General features: G+C 46.7%; 19 protein-coding genes. All 19 read right to left on the bottom strand.

Features of this window, described 5'->3' with window-relative positions:
* Positions 1-6: 6 nt before the first annotated feature.
* The 19 genes from ADS79_RS13200 to ADS79_RS13115 all read right to left on the bottom strand — a co-directional run bounded on the left by ADS79_RS13200 (position 7) and on the right by ADS79_RS13115 (position 19,856).
* Entirely contained in the window at positions 7-1,251 is a 1,245-nt protein-coding gene (locus ADS79_RS13200; RefSeq protein ID WP_049738849.1) for a competence/damage-inducible protein A, read from the bottom strand.
* Positions 1,252-1,359: 108 nt separating this feature from the next.
* The gene (pgsA, locus tag ADS79_RS13195) at positions 1,360-1,935 is read right to left on the bottom strand and encodes a CDP-diacylglycerol--glycerol-3-phosphate 3-phosphatidyltransferase (RefSeq protein ID WP_049738848.1); all 576 of its coding nucleotides are present in this window, start codon (positions 1,933-1,935) and stop codon (positions 1,360-1,362) included.
* Positions 1,936-3,282: a 30S ribosomal protein S12 methylthiotransferase RimO gene (rimO, locus tag ADS79_RS13190; RefSeq protein WP_049738847.1), complete on the bottom strand. Its 1,347-nt coding sequence runs from the start codon at positions 3,280-3,282 to the stop codon at positions 1,936-1,938.
* 112 nt (positions 3,283-3,394) lie between these two features.
* Positions 3,395-4,300, bottom strand: coding sequence for a helix-turn-helix domain-containing protein (locus ADS79_RS13185; RefSeq protein WP_049738846.1), 906 nt, complete (start codon positions 4,298-4,300; stop codon positions 3,395-3,397).
* Positions 4,301-4,312: 12 nt separating this feature from the next.
* Positions 4,313-5,092 (bottom strand): YmfK family protein, encoded by a 780-nt coding sequence (locus ADS79_RS13180; protein WP_049738845.1) that lies wholly within the window; start codon positions 5,090-5,092, stop codon positions 4,313-4,315.
* Positions 5,093-5,200: 108 nt separating this feature from the next.
* A complete protein-coding gene (locus ADS79_RS13175; protein ID WP_049738844.1) occupies positions 5,201-5,470 on the bottom strand; it encodes a DUF3243 domain-containing protein in 270 nt (89 codons plus the stop codon).
* Positions 5,471-5,567: 97 nt separating this feature from the next.
* Positions 5,568-6,302, bottom strand: a complete 735-nt coding sequence (gene ymfI / locus ADS79_RS13170) for an elongation factor P 5-aminopentanone reductase (protein ID WP_049738843.1) — start codon at positions 6,300-6,302, stop codon at positions 5,568-5,570.
* 9 nt (positions 6,303-6,311) lie between these two features.
* On the bottom strand, positions 6,312-7,604 hold the full coding sequence (gene yfmH, locus ADS79_RS13165; RefSeq protein WP_049738842.1) for an EF-P 5-aminopentanol modification-associated protein YfmH: 1,293 nt from the start codon (positions 7,602-7,604) through the stop codon (positions 6,312-6,314).
* Positions 7,604-8,902, bottom strand: coding sequence for an EF-P 5-aminopentanol modification-associated protein YfmF (yfmF, locus tag ADS79_RS13160; protein WP_049739086.1), 1,299 nt, complete (start codon positions 8,900-8,902; stop codon positions 7,604-7,606). The genes yfmH and yfmF overlap by 1 nt, the downstream gene beginning before the upstream one ends.
* A 205-nt stretch (positions 8,903-9,107) precedes the next feature.
* Positions 9,108-9,263, bottom strand: a complete 156-nt coding sequence (locus ADS79_RS35670) for a hypothetical protein (RefSeq protein WP_162839532.1) — start codon at positions 9,261-9,263, stop codon at positions 9,108-9,110.
* 20 nt (positions 9,264-9,283) lie between these two features.
* On the bottom strand, positions 9,284-10,411 hold the full coding sequence (locus ADS79_RS13155) for a stalk domain-containing protein (protein ID WP_236699969.1): 1,128 nt from the start codon (positions 10,409-10,411) through the stop codon (positions 9,284-9,286).
* Positions 10,412-10,588: 177 nt separating this feature from the next.
* On the bottom strand, positions 10,589-11,548 hold the full coding sequence (locus ADS79_RS13150) for an ABC transporter permease (RefSeq protein ID WP_049738840.1): 960 nt from the start codon (positions 11,546-11,548) through the stop codon (positions 10,589-10,591).
* On the bottom strand, positions 11,548-12,621 hold the full coding sequence (locus ADS79_RS13145) for an ABC transporter permease (RefSeq protein WP_049738839.1): 1,074 nt from the start codon (positions 12,619-12,621) through the stop codon (positions 11,548-11,550). The genes ADS79_RS13150 and ADS79_RS13145 overlap by 1 nt, the downstream gene beginning before the upstream one ends.
* Positions 12,618-14,129 (bottom strand): ABC transporter ATP-binding protein, encoded by a 1,512-nt coding sequence (locus tag ADS79_RS13140; RefSeq protein ID WP_174769624.1) that lies wholly within the window; start codon positions 14,127-14,129, stop codon positions 12,618-12,620. The genes ADS79_RS13145 and ADS79_RS13140 overlap by 4 nt, the downstream gene beginning before the upstream one ends.
* 123 nt (positions 14,130-14,252) lie before the next feature.
* Positions 14,253-15,302, bottom strand: coding sequence for a BMP family lipoprotein (locus tag ADS79_RS13135; RefSeq protein ID WP_049738837.1), 1,050 nt, complete (start codon positions 15,300-15,302; stop codon positions 14,253-14,255).
* 58 nt (positions 15,303-15,360) lie between these two features.
* Positions 15,361-16,086, bottom strand: coding sequence for a GntR family transcriptional regulator (locus ADS79_RS13130; RefSeq protein WP_049738836.1), 726 nt, complete (start codon positions 16,084-16,086; stop codon positions 15,361-15,363).
* 223 nt (positions 16,087-16,309) lie between these two features.
* Positions 16,310-18,685 (bottom strand): DNA translocase FtsK, encoded by a 2,376-nt coding sequence (locus tag ADS79_RS13125; RefSeq protein WP_049738835.1) that lies wholly within the window; start codon positions 18,683-18,685, stop codon positions 16,310-16,312.
* Between the two features lie 122 nt (positions 18,686-18,807).
* The gene (locus tag ADS79_RS13120) at positions 18,808-19,038 is read right to left on the bottom strand and encodes a YlzJ-like family protein (protein ID WP_049738834.1); all 231 of its coding nucleotides are present in this window, start codon (positions 19,036-19,038) and stop codon (positions 18,808-18,810) included.
* The gene (locus ADS79_RS13115; RefSeq protein ID WP_049738833.1) at positions 19,035-19,856 is read right to left on the bottom strand and encodes a ClpP family protease; all 822 of its coding nucleotides are present in this window, start codon (positions 19,854-19,856) and stop codon (positions 19,035-19,037) included. The genes ADS79_RS13120 and ADS79_RS13115 overlap by 4 nt, the downstream gene beginning before the upstream one ends.
* Between the last annotated feature and the right edge of the window lie 351 nt (positions 19,857-20,207).

Below are 20,207 nucleotides of genomic sequence, written 5' to 3'. Positions count from 1 at the left end.
AAAATGTCACCTTTCTTTTTGCATTTGCAGCGCATAAAATAGCGCGAATTTAGCAGCACGCCCTACAATCGCATGCCTTCTTCCAGCTAGGCGTAATTCCTTCACGACTGTAGGCTTACCCTCTGCCGCAATTCCCACATAGACCAGACCGACCGGCTTTCCTTCGGATGGATCGGGTCCAGCCACACCTGTTACAGACACGCCATACGTCGTCCCTAGCTTTACTCTTACATTTTCTGCCAACAACTTTGCTGTCTCTTCGCTTATCGCACCAACCGTATGTAACACCTCTTCAGGTACACCTAACACCTGATGCTTTACTTCGTTTGTGTAACAAACAATCCCTCCGCCAAAAACGGCAGAGCTTCCCGATACAGAGGTAATGAGAGAAGCAAGCGTCCCGCCCGTACAGCTTTCTGCACAAGCAATCGTTTCCCCGCGTTGCCCCAGCTCAGTCACCAAAACATCATGCAACGACGAGTCTTCACCCATTCCATACACATACTGCCCCACGCGATCGCGAATTTCCTTTTCCACAGGCAAAATCAGGGCTTCTCCTTCTTCTGTCGACGAGGCTCGCGCGGTAATGCGCAGTGTTACTTCAAATTCTTTGGCATAAGGAGCAATCGTTGGATTGTCCTGCTTCTCGATCAGATCAAGCAGGTGCTCCTCCAGAGCTGATTCCCCAATACCGTAAAAGCGAAGCACGTGTGAATGAAATACTTGCTTTTGTGGCAACAGACCGATCAGGTACGGCATGACGTGACGTTCCACCATCGGATAGAGCTCACTTGGCGGCCCAGGCAAAAGCACGAACGTACTACTGTCATGACGGATCGCCATGCCAGGCGCCATCCCGAAATCATTGGAGAAGACATGACTGCCAGCAAGCACTAATGCCTGCTTCCGGTTGTTCTCCGTCATGACAATCCCACGTTGCAAAAAGAAATCTTCAATTCGCTTCATTGCCTCAAGGTTTGTTTCCAAGCCAACTCCAACATGCTGTGCTACCGATTCCTTCGTCAAATCATCTTGAGTTGGGCCGAGCCCGCCTGTAAATATGACGAGATCGGAACGACTTGCCGCCAGACGGATGACCTGAAGTAGACGCTCCATGTTATCCCCAACAACGGTATGAAAATACACTCCCACGCCAATATCCGCCAGCTTCTGGGAAAGAAACTGGGCGTTCGTATTAGCGATTTGACCCAGTAAAAGCTCGGTCCCCACCGCGATAATCTCCGCTCTCATCTTCCTCATCCATTCTCTTAGAGAGTAGAAAAGCCTCTAAACTAACAGTTTACCACCTACAACCGTTCTAGAGAAGCCTCTTGTGAAAAAAGAGACCAATACCCGCATTTACGAGTATTGGATAACGTTGCGGTTCTTCGCAAAATAGTCGTATCCGGAGTAAAGCGTGATGAGGACCATCGCCCAAATGGCAACCTCGTCAAACGGGATTCCGAAGAAGGCGAACGGAAAGTTGCGAATCATCACTGCTGTAACGGCAACAATCTGTACCCATGTCTTCAGTTTACCCAGTGCGCTGGCGGCAATAACCTGTCCTTCTGCCGCCGCAACCAACCGTAGACCTGTCACCGCAAACTCCCTGCTGATGATGACGATGGCAATCCATGCTTCCAAACGCTGCATTTCCACCAACGAAATCAGAGCCGCAGAAATTAATAGCTTATCCGCGAGCGGATCGAGAAACTTGCCCAAATTCGTTACGATTTTCCTTTTGCGCGCGATATAACCATCGAGTCCGTCCGTACTGGCTGCCAAGATAAAAACCAAAGCCGCAATCAGCTCGTTATAGGTCATCGTCAGACTGCCAATGGAAAACGTCCCGATGTTGTATTTTACCAGCAGGAAAAACATAACTACTGGCACCAGGAAAATCCTAGCGAGGGTAATACGGTTGGCGAGATTCACCTAGACTACCTCCCCAGCTAAATCGTACTCATAGGAGTGCGTAATCTTTACTTTCACAATGGAGCCCAATTCTCCTTTGAAACCGGAAACAAATACTTCCCCGTCAATTTCAGGAGCATCGTACTGCGTACGTCCAACGTAAATATCGTTACGTCCTTCATATCGCTCAATCAGTACATCCAATACTTGACCGACGAAGCGTCCATTGCGCTCATCTGCTACTTCGCGCTGAATTTCCATCAGGATATTCGCACGCTTCTCCTTCAATTCCTCGTCTACGTGATCTGGCAAACGAGATGCAGGAGTATCATCCTCATTAGAGTACGTAAAAACTCCCAAACGGTCAAAACGAATATCTTTGACAAACTCGGACAGACGAGCGAAATCTTCGTCGGTCTCACCAGGGAAGCCTACGATGAGGGATGTACGAAGTGCAACGTCAGGAACTTGTGCCCGAATTTTCGCCACCAGCTCGCGAATGTCTGTTTGGCGACCAGGACGGCGCATTCTTTTTAAAATTTGGTCCTCCGAGTGCTGCAGAGGCATATCCACGTATTTGCAGACTTTTGGATTCGTAGCAAATGTATGGATCAATTCGTCTGTAAAGAAGCCTGGATAAGCATAATGCAAACGAATCCATTGAATCCCCTCGACTTCAGCCAGGCGATTCAAAAGCTCAGGAAGCATCAGCTTGCCGTCGTAAATATCCGTGCCATAATTCGTCGAATCCTGCGCAATCAAACTGATTTCCACAATTCCTTGCTCAGATAAGTGACGCGCCTCTTCCACAATCGATTCGATCGTACGGCTACGAAATCCTCCACGCATCAGCGGAATACTGCAAAACGTACATGCATTATCGCAGCCCTCAGCAATTTTAATATACGCGGAATATGTTCCCGATTTTACTTTCCGTTTCACAACATCTTCATACGTAAAAATAGGATTGCCCACAAAAATGGGACGCTTGCCTTCTAGCGATTCTTCAATGATCCCTGTAATGGACATAAAATCGCCCGTTCCGACAATACCATCCACCTCAGGAATCTCGTTCAAGATATCCTCTTTGTAACGTTGGGTGAGACAGCCTGCCACCACTAGCGATTTCAGCTTTCCGGATTCTTTCAGTTCAGCCATATCGAGAATCTTGTTTACCGATTCTTCTTTAGCAGCGTCGATGAATCCACAGGTATTGACAATGACCACGGTTGCTTCGTCCGGATTATCAACCAGCTCATAGCCTTTTTCATCTATCAGATGGGCCATCATGTCAGAATCGACCAGATTCTTTTCACAGCCCAGCGTAACAATCGCTACTTTTTCTCGCGTGCCTACCTTCTCTGCCATCTTTTTTCCTCCAATTGGTCACACCAGCCCATATTACACCTACTCAGTATAATATAAGCCTAAAGGAAGTGTCAAAAGAGACAAAAGTATGAAAGGCAAGCTTAGCGCTTGCCTACTGTGTTACCGTTTCTTTTATTTTGAAGTTGATGTTGGACGGCTTGAATTTTAATTTCGTCATATCAACTGCCACACCATTTACTGTCATTTCCAAAACAGTAGGATTCCCAAGACGAACGTAAGCCGTTTTTCCGAGCTCAATCGTTTTTTCTTCCGTTGCTCCGGCCTTCAGCTCACCTTCTGCTACGTACTTCTTCCCTTTCCCTTCCGATACACCAAACCAGCTTCTATCCGACTTAACCTTCAGATGAACTGTCACTTTGTCGCCGCCTTGCACGGAATAATTGTAGATAGAGCCTTGCTGAGACTCAAAAGTGATAGCCGACTGAGGGGTTTCGGGTGTTGTTTCAGGGGGTGTAATTCCCGAATCTGGTGTTGTAGGTGTGCCTGTTGGCGGCGGAGTTTGGTCAGGCGGAGCTGGAGTCACACCACCGCCAGCTTGACCAGGCGTTGTGATCTCCGCTCCAGGATTCACAGTTCCACCTGGCACGGATGGTGCGGTCATTTCTCCATTGCTATTAACGACAGCGATGTAAATAACCCCAATAATGAGCGCAATAAAAAGCACGAGAAGCGTCTTGGTTACCCACCGGGCGCCCTGTAGCGGATTATTAGCCGAAGCGACTCGTCGTCTACGCAGTCTCTCCACTTGCTCCGTAGGTGGTTGGGACGGAAGATCTGACTGGAAGTGGCTCATAATGTGATTCGGATCGAGTCCTACCGCCTCCGCATAGCTTTTTATAAATGCACGCGCATAAAAGTGGCCAGGAAGTACGTGAAAATGCCCCCTTTCAATGGCTTCCAAATATCTCCGCTGTATCTTGGTGATTCGTTGGATGTCGTCGAGCGAGATTCCTTTTTCCTCGCGGGCTCTTTGTAGCACTTGGCCTAGCTCAGACACAGCTGCCCCTCCTTAGTTCATTTCAAAATTATCAAAGCCGCGATTGTTGATTAACTCGTATGTAATCTCTTCTTCTGGGTTTATACGCAGCTCGATAATGTAATGGAAATCAGATAGCTCATACTCTGACTCTCTTACAAAAATGTCGGGATGCTCAATAATTTTCGCGGCAGGAAAGTTCATGATCTCTCGAAGCAAGGTGTAATGCTTCTCGGTAGATCGCATAGTAGAAACAATTCCATCAATCAAATATACATGATCATCGGACAATTCATCAATGGCTAATGAACTGCGGACCGTCTGCCGTAATAAAGTAGACGAAATAAACGTCCACCGCTTATTCGCCGAAACGCTGGCAGCAATCATGGATTCAGTCTTGCCTACACGAGGCATACCACGAATTCCGATCAGCTGATGCCCTTCTTTTTTAAGAATTTCCGCCATAAAGTCAACAAGCAGGCCCAGCTCATCACGAACGAAGCGGAACGTTTTCTTGTCCTCGCTGTCGCGTTCGATATAACGACCATGGCGAACTGCCAGTCGATCGAGCATTGTGGGCGGACGCAGCCTCGTTATGGTTATGTTGTCCATTTTCTGCACAACGTTGCGCAAAACCTCAACTTTTTCATCATCATCAGTCAAAAGCAGCATGCCTCGACGCATCGTATCAACGCCATTAATGGTGACGATGTTAATGTTCAACATACCCAGAATAGAAGCTACGTCCCCTAAAAGACCAGGACGGTTACGGGCAATCTCGTACTCCATGTACCATTCTTTTTTTGCTTCCATATGCAATCCTCTCCGCCACCCAGAATTCTCTTCTTATGTAGTATAACATTTTCCGAACAATCGACAATCGCGAAAAGAAAAATCCCCAAAAGAAGGGGATTTCAAAGCCTAATTGCCACGGCTGACATTACCGGCGTCCTGAACAAGTTTCACCATGAGAGAAGCCAGCGCTTGCTTCTGCTGTTGATCTCCCGCGTCCCAAAGCTGCTTTAACAGACGCTCCTGATCGTTTTTCGGATCTACTTGCTCAGCCAGATAACCACCAATTTGGTAGGCAACGTTTTCTAACGTTTCACTTTCCATCCCTGCCTGTTTCGCTTGTTCTACTCGATCTCCGAGAAATTCTTTCCAGTCGCGGAAATTGTCAAGAATCGACATAGCGAAAATCCCTCCTTTTGTACGTTGCGAACAGGTTTGCTGCCCACACAAAAGGTAGATTTCCATCTTTTCACGGAAATTATGCATGTAATTGTACTTATGTATACCATCCGCCGTTGGGACTAATAATTTGGCCGGTTACATAGCTCGCCTCCCGAGTCAAAAGAAAGCGCACGACCGCCGCCACTTCTTCCGGTCGCCCGAGACGACTGGCAGGAATTTCTTCTGCAATCATAGCAAGTTCATCAGCTGAAAATTTTTGCATCATGCCACCCTCGATAGCCCCAGGTGCAACAGCGTTTACTGTGATGCCATTCGGTGCAAGCTCTTTTGCCAACGCTTTGGTGAACGTATTTATGGCTCCCTTGGACAAGGAATACAGTACTTCACACGAACCGCCTGTCATTCCCCAAATGGAAGAAACATTCACGATACGCCCATAGCGCTCACGAAGCATGGCGGGCACAGCTGCTTGACTCACCAAAAACGATGAACGCACATTGATATGCATCATTTCGTCAAACATTTCAACGGAGACATCGGAAAAAAGCCCGACGTGATCCACCGATGCATTGTTGACGATAAGCAGCGGTGCAATTGGCATCGCCTCAAACATGGCAGTAATTTGCGCCGGATCACGTAAATCTGCTTGCAGCTTGCCGGTTGACACCCCGAGTGTCTGACATTTTTGTACGAGAGCATCAATCTTTGACTCCGCTTGATGATAATGAAGATAGAGGGGAACTCCCACCTCAGCCAGGCAGACAGCTATCGCCTGCCCGATTTCGCCAGAAGACCCCGTAATCAACGCCCATGGCGTTCCTTGATGCATACTTGCTCACTACTCCTGTGGCGAAGCAGAACGGACAATCGAAACAGCCATTTGTTCAGGAAGAAAATGCTCTTTCAATCGCTGTTCAACATCTTCGCGGGTGATCGACTCGAGGGTCGGCACCACGGAAAACAGATCATTGCCATTGAACTTGAAGCTGGTAAATTGGTTAGCGATATATTCGACTGAATTCAGCGATCGTAAGAAGTTACCGATTTTCTTTCTCTTCGCCCGCTCGAAGTCATCCTGATCAATTCCGTTTTGCTTCAATTGCTCGATCTCGGCTTTGATCGTTTCAAACAGCTTATCCGGATCAGGTGTATCACCACCGATAATGGTGTAGGCGTAATCCTGCTCGCAGCTATAGTCAAAATCAAAGCTTTCCGTAATCAAGCCGCTGTCGTATAAGCGCTCATACACAGCAGAGCTCGTGCCAAACGCAAGGTCCAATATCAGTTTAGTGGTCAGATCACGTTTTAACAAGGCTTCTTTGGTAAGTCCATTTTCCCGTTCCTTGATCCCGATCATACACTTTGGCAGTCCAACGGCAAGAAACGCCTCGACCTTTGCCTCAGCGGGCTCAACCGGCTCTTCCGGAAAGACTCTCGTAATTTGCGGTGCAGGTGAAAATTCCTTGGCCGACTGGTTCTCACGAATCAATTTCATCATCGCTTCCGGCTCGAAGGACCCAACCACCAAAAGCAGCATATTGGCCGGGTGATAAAAAGTCTCGTAACATTGATAAAGGTATTCTTTGGTAATATGCGAAATGGTTTCGATCGTACCCGCAATCTCGATATTGATTGGATACTTTTGATACATCGCCTTGAGCAGGTTCATGTAAACTTTCCAATCCGGATTGTCATCGTACATCGTGATTTCCTGACCGATAATTCCCTTTTCCTTTTCTACGCTGGCATCCGTAAAGTACGGCTCTTGCACATAGTCGAGAAGAAGGTTCAAGTTGTCATTTAGATTATCTGTGCATGAAAATAGGTACGCTGTGCGGTTAAAGCTCGTAAATGCGTTGCAGGATGCACCGTTCTTACTAAATTCGTGCATAACGTCTCGATCTTTTTTCTCAAACATCTTGTGCTCAAGAAAATGCGCGATGCCGTCTGGTACGTTAATTTCTTCCCCACCTCGCGTACGAAAATGGCTGTCTATCGAACCATAGCGTGTAGTAAAGACGGCGTAGGTCTTGCTGAAGCCTTGCTTCGGGACCAAATATACCTGCAATCCGTTCCCCAGCGTTTCGTGATACAGGGTTTCGTTTACTTGTTCAAATACAGTGGTCTCCATTATTGCGCCTCTCCCTTCTTATCCCGCAGGAGATAGATGGTATCGATTTTCACTTTATCTGCGACCTGCTTAATCTCATCCAGCGTCACGCTGCTGATTGCTTTCAAGAGCTCATCCAGTTGGCGTTTTCGGCCGCTAATGACCCCATTGTAGGTAAAATCAATCATTCCACGGGCACTATCTAATAGCTCGCGGAACTGATTGCTAAGTGTAGCCCGAGTGAGTCCCAATTCTTCGTCCGAAATCGTACCCTTCTCCATCAATTCAAGCTGCTGCTTGATGATCTCGACAGCTCTTTGATACTTATTGACATCGATCCCGGACATGATCATCATGATGCCTTTGTGACTCTCCAGTCTGGAAACCGCATAATAAGCGAGACTTTCTTTTTCGCGCACATTGACGAATAGCTTCGAATGCGGAAAGCCACCGAGAATACCGTTATACAGCAACAAGGCAGGATAATCATCATCTTTGTACGTAATCTGTGTTCGGCAACCAATGTTAAGCTTCGCTTGGCCCACGTCTAGGCGATCAATCACTTCACGCTCTGTCGTTATCTGTTTTTGTTCCTGGTTTACCTGGAACCCTTTCACATCGCTTCGCTCCAAAGGAACCTGCGAGCGGATGATTTCAGAAACGTTTTGTTGCTCCACATCACCGACAACGAACATATTAATCGGGTTATTCGTCATGATTTCTTTATAATACGAGTAGAGGTCTTCACCGGTTATGCCCGGCAGGTCGTCCACTCTTCCTTGGACGAGCAGCGAGAACGGCTCATCTTTGCACATTTCTTCTGTCACACGTTGATTGGCATATTTCATTTTGTCATCGATCAAGCTCTCCATGCGCTTGCGGAGGGTCTCCTTCTCTTGATTCATGTACTTCTCAAGAAAGGCACCATTTTCTACAAGCGGTCTAGTCAGCATGTCACCTACAAACTGAATGGCAGCCTCCAATAGAGTCGCATCTTTGGAAAGATACTTCTCGTTCGGAACCTCCATATATATTTGCAGTATTTGCCGCTCCCCTTTTTTCATCACGTCTACGTCAAAGATCGCACCATAGAGATAATCCAGATGCGCACGCAATCGTTTGGTCTCAGGGAATCGAGCTGTAGCCCGTTTCATCACCATGGCAAGTAAAGCCGTTTTTGTCACGTTTTCCTCCGACAGTGCCTGTTCAATCATTGTCACAATGGTGGTTGTTTTGAACTTGGCGGTCGGCAGGATATGTACGTTCATCCCATTAATTTGGGAGCTTTGAAACGCAATTTCGGTTGTATGCCCACTCATATCCCATTCTCCCTTCTCCATCAGCTTACCCCTCTATTGTAACCAATTGGCAGGTCATCAAGCATCAGAATCTTCCAATGTCTTTTTCCTTTTATCAAGGTATGCATGCAATGCTCCTCCTACGCCTTCCCATACACATCTAAATCCTGACGAAAAAAGGAACAAACCGTGCTGATTATTGCCAGCATGGCTCGTTCCTCATCGATTACAAGTCCATATAGTCCCATTCTCTCGAGTCTTCTTGTATGACGCTTTCTTCGACGAAGCGCCCGCAATCCGCGCCCAGACAAAGCATACCGTCTAAATGCTCATCGTGAAATGGCAGACCGTGATTCCCGCCGCAATAAGGACATGTCCACATACGAAGCCTTCCTTTCTCAATCAGGATATTCTTCGTCTAGTTTGTCCCATTAGGAAAAAGGGGCTTGCAACTTTATTTTGCTCCCAATACCGCAAGTAATCATAAGCATCGATGGCACGATTGTTGTCGTTGAGATAAAGTCCAAAATGCAAATGGGGAGCAAACATACCAACCGTTCCCGCTCCTCCGTATCCAGTATCTCCTACAAAGCCAATCAATTGCCCTGCCTGTATGGTATCACCAATGCGCAACCCAGGTGTGTAGGCACTTAAATGGGCGTAATACATGCGATATTGTCCACTTTCATCCGTAATATTGATACGCCAGCCACCGTAGGTATTCCAACCAATCCGATTAATGGTCCCTGATGATACGGAATAAACAGGAGTGCCTTTGGGAGCCATGATATCAATGCCTTCATGACTGCGTACACTTCCATCACTGCTTTCCGTCCATTCACGATCAGAGCCAAAGCTGTCGCCATAAGGCTCGTACCAGCTGCGATTATTAAAGGGGAAATAGTAGGTCTTCTTCAACAAGCCGCTGTCACCGACTTTTTTTGAAAGTGGATTCGTTGCTGTCTTAGAATCATTGGGTAAAAATAAAATTTGATCAATCGTCAGGTTATCCGAAGACAAGTAGTTGTTTTTTTTGATGGCACTCATCGTCGTCCCGTGCTGAAGGGCAACTTTGGACAATGTGTCACCTGCTTGCACGACATAGGGATTCGATGCTTCTTTCACAATGGCCACGGAATCATCTGGCTCTTTTGACTCGATTTGCGCCACCTGTGCTCTCTCATCCCAATTTACGCGATATCCAAGTGCTTCACTAACAAAACGGATCGGGACCACCGTACGATCATTAACAATTTTCGGTGGTACATCGAGTGTGTAATGCCTACCGTTCACATAGGCAACATTACTCCCTACAATTAATGATACACGCCTGTCTTTTTGCTCCATGATGACCTGCTTCGTTGCCGCCTCATACGTGACCGAAGCCCCAGTAGATTCCCCAATATACCGAATCGGTACTAGCATTCGTCCGTTTTCAAGAAGTGGCTGCACATCGGAGAATACTGCTTTTCCGTTAATCACCAAGGACACAGTTGGTCCTGGCTCTTCTGCCAGTGCCGGTTTACTCATATCAATCACACCAATAAATAGACCCAGACAAACACAAAAAACGCCTAGAAGCCTGGGCCAATGAAGAATGCTGTTTCTATGTAAACAGCGGTTCATTCAATCCCCTCCCCGCACGAAATCACCATAAAAATTATCGCACAGGGAAAGAGTCAGGTTCTAGACGCTAAATTATGTCAACTAGCGAGAGCCGGTATCGTATGGTTTACCCAAGGCAGCCGGTGCACTTGAACGACCTACCAAACCAGCCATGACGAGAATCGTCAATACGTACGGTAGCATGAAAATAAACTCCGTAGGTACATATTGGGTCAAACCAAAGATTTGAACCAGCGATTTAATTGCTTGAGCGACACCAAAGAAGAGAGCAGCTCCCATCGCACCAGCTGGATGCCATTTTCCGAAAATCAAAGCTGCAATCGCAATGAAGCCTTGTCCAGAAACGGTATTATGCGAAAAGTTACTGGTTGTCGTCAAAGAAATGGTTGCTCCGCCCAAAGCAGCAAGCGCACCACTGATCATGACTGCCGTATAACGCATTTTCTTTACATTGATCCCTACAGTATCAGCTGCACGAGGATGTTCCCCAACAGCACGCAAACGCAAGCCAAACGGAGTCTTGAAAACGAGGAACCATGTCAAGAACACCATGATAAATGCGATGTAGCTCGTAGGATAAGCCTCGAAAATGGCGTGACCCAAGTACGGGATCTCATGCAAACCCGGGATGCTCCACTTTCCGAAAACTTGGCTCAAAGTCGTGGTTTGACCTGCACCATTGAAAATGATCTTGGTCAAGTAAACAGACAGACCCGCTGCCAAGAAGTTCAAAGCGACACCACTTACGGTTTGGTCTGCTTTAAAGGAAACCGATGCTACCGCGTGAGGCAAGGCGAAAATCGCTCCACCGATCCCGGCGGCGATAAACCCTATCCAAGGTGCCCAGGCTCCAAGAGAATCCTGAAAAGCATAGGTCATAACCGCACCGGTAAAGGCCCCAATGATCATCATACCCTCTAGTGCAATGTTGACTACACCAGAGCGCTCAGAAAAAAGTCCGCCCAATGACGCAAAAATCAAGGCAGTGGAAAACACGATGGTATCATGAACGAGGTTGCTTAGAATAATTCCCCAATCCATCAGTTCCCACCTTCCTTTTTCTTCTTCAAGATTGGTTTCACAAAAATCTTCACAATTCCGTGAGCTGCCACGAAGAAAATAACGGAAGCAATTACTACGCGAATCAACTCAACAGGAACACCCGCACCGAACTTCATCCCTGCGGAACCAAACGTCAATATACCGAACAATATCGCTGCAAGGACGACGCCCAGCGGAGTATTACCTCCGATCAGAGCAACCGCGATACCATCAAAACCGTAGCCCGGCTGAGCTGTCATGATTGCTTGGTAGTGGAATACGCCCAAAATCTCGCAAGCTCCACCAATCCCGGCAAACATACCACCAATAAACATCGCTTTTACTACGTTTCGGTTTACGTTCATTCCGGCATATTCAGACGCATGTGGGTTCAAACCAACTGCACGCAACTCATAACCGGACTTCGTCTTCCAAAGAATGACGTAAAAGAAAATAGCAGCAAGAATCGCAACCAAAGTCCCCCAGTGCAAACGCGCACTGTCAAACATAGCGGAAAGCCAGTCGATCGTGATTACAGCCGAGTCCTTGACCATTTCAGAACGCTGTTGGCCTGCTGGAATATAGAATGCATTCAAGACCCAGTTGGCAAAGTACAGCGCTACCCAGTTCAACATGATACTCGTTATGACTTCGTTTACACCTCTGGCTGCTTTCAAATAGCCAGCAATAGAACCCCACAGACCACCTGCTACTGCACCTGCAATGATTGCAAGTGGCGCATGAATATAAGCAGGCAAATCAAACGATACACCTACAGCAGTAGACGCAAGCATTCCAACGATAAATTGCCCTTCTGCACCGATGTTAAACAAGCCTGTCCGAAATGCAAAGGCTACAGCCAAGCCTGTAAAAATCAATGGTGTAATTTGCCGTATCGTTTCCCCAAAGTTATACGCGCTGCCAAATACTTTTTCCAAAAGAGCCACGTACGCTTTAACGGGATTGAAACCTCCTGCAAGCATGGCTACAGCCCCGGTCAAAAGGCCGAGAATGATTGCAACGAGAGGAACGAGGAACGATTCTTTGGTAAAGACGGCAATCACTTTATTCATCGCTTCTCTCCTCCATCTAGCCCTTTTCCGCCAGACATCATCAAGCCAAGTTCTTGCTCAGTTGTTGATTTGGCATCGACAATCCCAACAATTTGACCTTCGTAAATGACGGCAATCCGGTCGGAAACATTAATGACTTCATCCAGTTCAAGAGACAACAACAATACGGCTTTTCCATTGTCGCGTTGCTCAATCAAACGACGATGGATAAACTCGATCGCACCAACGTCCAGGCCACGAGTAGGTTGAGCTGCAATCAGCAGATCAGGATCTTTGTCCACTTCGCGTGCAATAATCGCTTTTTGCTGATTACCTCCGGAGAGGGCACGGGCCGGCGTATAAATGCTCGGTGTACGAACATCAAACTCTTCAATGAGCTTTGCCGCATGCTTGTCAATAGCGCCATAATCGAGAAAACCGTTTTTATTAAACGTTGGATGGAAATACGTTTCCAATACCATATTTTCACTCATGGTGAAATCAAGAATCAATCCGCGTTTATGTCTGTCTTCCGGAATATGAGACAATCCGGATTCAGAGATATGCCTTGGAGCATGATTCGTAATTTCTTTGCCATTAAGAAGGACACGACCGCTTGATGCTTTTCGCAACCCCGTCAATACTTCAATCAGCTCGCTCTGGCCGTTGCCATCAACACCAGCAATCCCTAAAATCTCGCCAGCGCGAACTTCCAAGCTCAAATTGTTTAATGCATTTACTCCGCGATTTCCCATTGCAGTAACATTTTCTACAGAGAGAATCGTTTGCTTTGGATTTGCTGCTATCTTGTCCACGTGGAAGTTAACTTCACGACCAACCATCTTCGCAGCCAACTCATCCGGATTGGTTTCTTTGACTAGCACCGAATCAATGACTTTTCCCCTACGAATAATCGTAACCGCATCACATACAGCCATGATTTCCTTGAGCTTGTGTGTAATCAGGATAATCGTCTTACCTTCTTTAACCAAATTATGCATGATTTCAATAAGTTCATGGATTTCCTGAGGAGTCAGAACAGCGGTTGGCTCGTCAAAAATCAGGATATCCGCCCCGCGATAAAGCGTTTTCAAAATCTCCACACGCTGCTGCATGCCAACTGAGATATCTTGAATCTTGGCTCGTGGATCTACTTTCAACCCGTATCGGTCAGAAAGCTTCTCTACTTCCTTCTCTGCGTGTCGAATATCTATCTGCAACCCGTTTTTCGGTTCATTTCCAAGAACAATATTTTCAGTTACACTAAAGGTTTCAACTAACATAAAATGCTGATGCACCATTCCAATGCCGAGCTCATTCGCTACATTGGGGCTTGTAATCTTAACAGGCTTTTCATTAATGAGAATTTCGCCTTCTTCAGGCTGATACAGTCCGAATAATACGTTCATTAAGGTAGATTTGCCAGCGCCGTTTTCACCGAGAAGGGCATGAATTTCCCCATGCTTTACTGACAAGGTAATATTATCGTTTGCAATGATCCCTGGGAAACGCTTGGTAATACCACGCATTTCTACAACATTCTTTACCGGATTCAACCATGTTCCCCCCGTTTTTGTGGGTCTAGTTTGAAGGTAAAGAACAAGGCTAGTTGCTCGAACTAGCCTTGTCCGTTTGCAGCTTCAATGTTTTTTTTACTTATCAGGTACAGTGATTTCGCCTTTAACGATTTTTTGCTTGTACTCATCAACCAGCTTCAAAACGTCTTCTGGAACGTTTTTCGTAGAAGTAGCAGCCAAGCCTACACCGTCTTCAGCCAGACCGAGCCATTTGATTTTTCCGCCATCAAATTTACCTTCAGTCAGGTCTTTGGAAACGAGGAATACTGCTTCGTCAACGCGTTTTACCATGGAAGTCAATGTGATGTCATCACCGAATGTCAGGGATTGGTCTTTGTCAACACCAATTACCCATACATCTTGACCTTTTGCTTTACGGTCTTTTGCTTCGTTAAATACGCCATCACCAGTTCCGCCGGAAGCGTGGAAGATGATATCAGCGCCTTGGCCGTAAATGGAGGAAGCAGTAGACTTACCAACATCTGGCTTGTCGAAAGCACCTGTGTATACTTTAATTACTTGAATGCTAGGATCTACCGCTTTTACACCAGCTTCAAAGCCGAGATCAAAACGCTTGATAACTGGGATTTCAACCCCACCTACGAAACCTACTTTTTTGGTTTTCGTCATTTTCGCAGCAACTACACCAGCGAGGAAAGAACCTTCGTGCTCTTTGAAGAGAACGGATTCAACGTTTGGTGCGTCAACTTCTGCGTCAATAATCGCGAGTTTGGAATCAGGATTTTCAGATGCCACTTTTTTCAGGTGGTCACCCATCAAGAAACCGATACCCCAAGTCAGATCCCATTTGTCTTTTACAAATTGAGTCAAGTTTGGTACGTACTCAGCATCACTTGTGGATTGCAGGTAGTTTACATTGTCTTTCGGGAGATTCAGTTCGGTTTGCAGTTTTTGCAGACCTTCCCAAGCGCTCTGGTTAAAGGAGTTGTCGTTTACCCCACCAACGTCAGTAACCATACCGACTTTAATGGTTGAAGCGGAACCAGTTGCTCCTCCATTTCCACCAGTTTGACCTTGAGGTTGTGCTTCTTTGCTACCGCAACCAGCCAGAACAAGAGACAGGCTGAGGGTTGCCACAGAAAGCACGGATAGAACTTTCTTCATCTGAGAATACCCCCTGTTTATTGTAGAATGAAATTGTTGAGTGGAGTTTCCTCCACAGTTACAACCGTCTTCGCATGACGTGGAAGTGAAATTTGTCAGCCCTGAAGTAATTGTGGGAGTAAAGCACCGGCCGTTCACTTTCGTCATAATGAATCTGCTTCAGCAAGAGCAGCGGGGTTGATTTATCACATTGCAGCAGAATGGAAACCTTTTCATTGTAGCCCATGGGTTCAATTTCTGCGATAGCATATGCGATTCTGACACCCGTCACACTCTCCAGCCATTTGAAGATGGACTCTCCACCTGCGGCATAGCCTTTAGGTACAAGATGAGCAGGGATTCGGTCAACGCAATAAACCACTGGCTCTCCATCTGCCGTACGAATGCGCTCGACAATCAATACGCCCTCGCCCGGATTTAAAGAAAGTCGTTTTCTCTCTTCTTCCGCAGATTCGCCAAAGGATGTCTTCAGGATCATCGTTCCTGCCGTATATCCTTGACGTTCAATTGCATCCGTCACACTAAAGAGTTCCCCAATTCCCCCGGAAAAAACAGGCTTAGAATTGATAAAGGTACCTACTCCGTGTTTTCGAATGACAATTTTCTCCTCTTCCAGCAAGCGAAGTGCCTCGCGGAGCGTTGCCCTGCTTACACCAAGCTGCTTGGACAGCTCTGCTTCGGAAGGGAGGCGTTCGCCTGAACGTAGCTGCCCCGATTCGATATCGCCTTTGATTTTATCCATAACCAAGAGGCAAAGCGATCGAGCATTCCCTTTGATGCTCATTGTCATTCACTCCTGCTGTCCTTCAGCCATCCCAACAGGTAGGACGTCAGACCTCTGATTCGTATGAGACGTGATAACAACAATTTCCTTCAATCTCTAAGAATTTTAACCTAGGGGCGAGTATCATGCAAGCCAAATATTTATGAATAAAAGTGCACATTCATAAAAAAGGGCATGACTACTCGCCTACTGGTAAAATTTTTTTAATAACGAATTTCTTTCCCTATGAGATGTTGCTTTCGATAGTCGGTCTTGGCAAGCGAACTTCCCGTGGTTTGCTGCCCTCATATGGGCCAACAACTCCTCTTGCTTCCATCATGTCGATCAATCTGGCTGCACGGGTATAACCTACGCGTAAGCGACGCTGCAGGAGCGACGCCGACGCCGTCTGTGCCTCGGATACAATTTGTACGGCCTGGTCATACAGCTCATCATCGACTGCTTGCGGCTGTTCTTCCTGTACTTCTCCTGGGATCATTTCTTCGTTGTAGCGTGCTTCCTGCTGCTCTTTTACAAAGCGCACTACTTCTTCAACTTCCTTGTCAGATACAAATGCCCCTTGGACACGAACCGGCTTCGACGCTCCCATCGGCAGTGAAAGCATATCGCCGCGGCCTAACAATTTTTCTGCTCCACCCATATCTAAAATGGTCCGGGAATCAGCCATCGACGATACGCCGAATGCGATACGGGATGGTATATTGGCTTTAATGACGCCAGTAATGACATCGACAGACGGGCGCTGCGTAGCAATAATCAAATGGATACCGGATGCGCGCGCCATTTGTGCGAGACGGCAGATCGCGTCTTCGACCTCGCCTGGCGCTACCATCATCAAGTCGGCAAGCTCATCGACGATGACTACGATATACGGCAATGGTGTACCTTCTACCTGTGAATTGTACATTTCAATATTGCGACTGCCGGTTTTGGCGAATAAATTATATCTGCGCTCCATTTCTGCCACTACCTTTTTCAGTGCGACAGAAGCTCGGCGTGGATCTGTTACGACTGGGGCAAGCAAATGCGGGATCCCGTTATAAACATTCAGCTCTACCATTTTGGGGTCAACCATCATCAGCTTGACTTCTTCTGGCTTGGCTTTGAACAAGATGCTCATGATCAGTCCGTTAATGCAGACAGATTTTCCGCTTCCTGTAGCCCCTGCAACCAATAGATGGGGCATTTTTGTCAAATCAGCGACAATCGGCTCGCCGGAGATGTCTCGCCCGAGAGCAACTGTCAGCTTTCCTGGTGCATCCTGATACTCGGATGCCTCCAATACTTCACGCAATGATACTACTGCAACCTCCGAATTCGGAACCTCAATCCCGATCGCTGACTTACCTGGAATCGGCGCCTCAATCCGAATATCTTTGGCTGCCAATGCCAGTGCCAAGTCATCTGTCAAGCTTACGATCCGGCTTACCTTCACACCAGTTGCAGGCTGTACCTCATAACGCGTCACAGCCGGTCCTCTATGAACCTCGGACACGGTCGCGTTCACGCCAAAGCTTTTTAACGTTTGAACGAGCTTGGCTGCGTTGGACGTATGATCAACATCTTTTCCAGTGTTGCCACCTCGCGGGCGTGAGAGCATTTGCAAGCTAGGAAGTTCATAAGGCACTGCTGGTATTCCAGAATCAGTCTCAAGAGTACCTAATATTTCCTCTTCGCCCTCCAGGGCAAATACGATTTCCTGATTTGCTTTCGGGGAAGCAGGTGTGGACTTCTGCTCATTTTCCATCGCTGGTTCTTCATCGTCAATCGAAATTCTGTCGGCAAAATCTTTGATGACCGGAATCACCGGAGCTTGAGCGGAATCGTCCTCGTCAGCACTCGAGTACTGTGGTGGCGTTTCTTTCAGCGCGGTGACTGGCACCGTCTGTTTTTCTTCTTGCTGTTTTTGTTTTCTAGCTACTTCCGCATCTTTTAATTCCTGCTTGCGCTTCTCACTTTCTTCTTGCAGCAGCTGGACAGAGTCTTTGACAGTATCTTTTGCCTTGCCGTACATTTGCGCTATTTTGTCTCTTAGGAACATTAGGATGTTCACATAGGACAGATTGAATAAAAACATCATCCCCACCAGAAACAAAAATACAATGATCAAGCCCGTTCCAATCGTCCCTACCAACCCATTGCATACGGCAAACACGAGAGCACCCACCATGCCGCCACCAACACCTGTCGTAGATACCTTTTGACTGTGATCGAGCCAAAGTCGATCCCATGTTACGCGCACAATACTTTGCTCTGCAAATTTTCCATCAGCAGTAATTTGCTTGAAAAGTATCATATGATCCCACGTGAAAATCCCGATGGCAATCAGGATAATCCCTAATACGCGATACGTAATTCGTGGAGATTTTCGCGTAAACATCATATGTACAGCCATTCCAATCAAGAGCATCGGAATGATAAAGTCCCACGAACCTGCGATAAAACGGAAGACAAAAGCCAGTACATTCTTGCCTAGCCATCCACTCTCCAAAAGTCCGATCAGGGATAAAACAATAATTAAGAGTCCCAGCAGCTCTATTTTGACAACCGAGGCCAATGCCGCTTGCGACCGCTCCCGTTTTCTCCTACTCAATGGCACGCCCCTCCTAGTATTTTACAAGCATATGTACTAAAAATGGTAAAAAGGCAGCCGTCTGCTGTTCGGCTGCTGTTCGTACATGTCTAGTATAACACAGGAAATTCATAGAAATACAGGACTTCTTAGACAAGCCACTCTGGCTGAAAATGAACTTTTTGTCCAGGGGCATAGTGCGGCTTCAAATAGTCTTGCGGGTCAGGACTAATAAGTCGTACGATCCGTCCCTCAAACGGTCCAGTCTGTTCGACAAGCATAGTGGCATGACCGTTAACGATCTCTTTTAGCTCCTGCTTTTCGACTTGCTCCATACCTTCAAAAACAGTCTCTGTGGGGATGATGGAATACAGGATCATTGCAAGACCTCCTCTTCCCCTTTTCTGGCTTTCTCGATCAAATCATTCAGCTTTTTCAGCGCTTTGCCCAAACCGCCAACTTCATCAATCAAGCCGTATTTTACCGCATCTACCCCGATAACATTCGTACCGATATCACGCGTTAATTCTCCCGTGCGTGTCATCAATTCACGGAATTTCTCCTCTGTAATATCGGAGTGGCGTGCGATAAAGCTGACTACTCGATCCTGCATCTTATCTAAATACTCAAATGTCTGTGGAACTCCAATGACAAGTCCTGTCAATCGTATCGGATGGATCGTCATCGTCGCTGTTTCTGCAATAAACGAATAATTTCCTGAGACTGCAATTGGAACGCCTATGCTATGTCCTCCGCCAAGTACCAAGGTAACTACCGGCTTTGATAGCGAAGCAACCATTTCAGCAATTGCCAAGCCTGCTTCTACATCCCCACCCACTGTATTGAGAATCACAAGAACCCCTTCAATTTTGTTATTTTGCTCAGCGGCTACGAGTTGAGGGATGAGATGCTCGTATTTGGTTGTTTTGTTCTGAGGCGGGAGTTGAATATGACCTTCTACTTGTCCAATAATGCTCATGCAATAAATGTTGCTTTCTAGCTGAGGTACATTCGTTTGCCCCAGTTGGGTAATCGAGTCTAACAGCTTTTTCTTTGGATCCTCAGATGCAGGTGGCTCAGCTGCCGGCTCTTGTTCATCTGCAGGGGACGCCTGCGGTGGAGAACCTTTACTATAATTCAAAAGCGCACTCGCAAATGGCGGCCGATTCAAAAAATCGGTAAATGGTTGCTTCGACATGGATAATCCTCCCTCGCTTTCCTCTGTAGTATGGTTAAGGAAAAGGGAAAAGATGCACCGATTCGCGATGCGAGTTGCGCGGACGGAGAATGAAGTCACCATCCTCAGTGAACTGCATTTTTACCTCATGTTGCTTTTCATTTCGACGCTAGGAAAAACTTTCCTCTCTGTTTTCACGGACAATCTATTTTCTTTTCGAACTCGTAATTGATTATTTACGTATAACAATATAATCTAAATATATCTAGTTATAACTAATTATAACTAAACATAACAGAGAAGATTTTTGCATGCGATGATATGTACTTCATCCGCTGTTTGATCTTTCCTGTTCGCATGAACCTGGACAAA

Source organism: Brevibacillus reuszeri, assembly GCF_001187725.1.
GTDB classification, from domain to species: Bacteria; Bacillota; Bacilli; order Brevibacillales; family Brevibacillaceae; genus Brevibacillus; species Brevibacillus reuszeri.
Note: the sequence above shows the minus strand (reverse complement) of the source record. Positions and strands in the feature narration are given on the sequence as shown.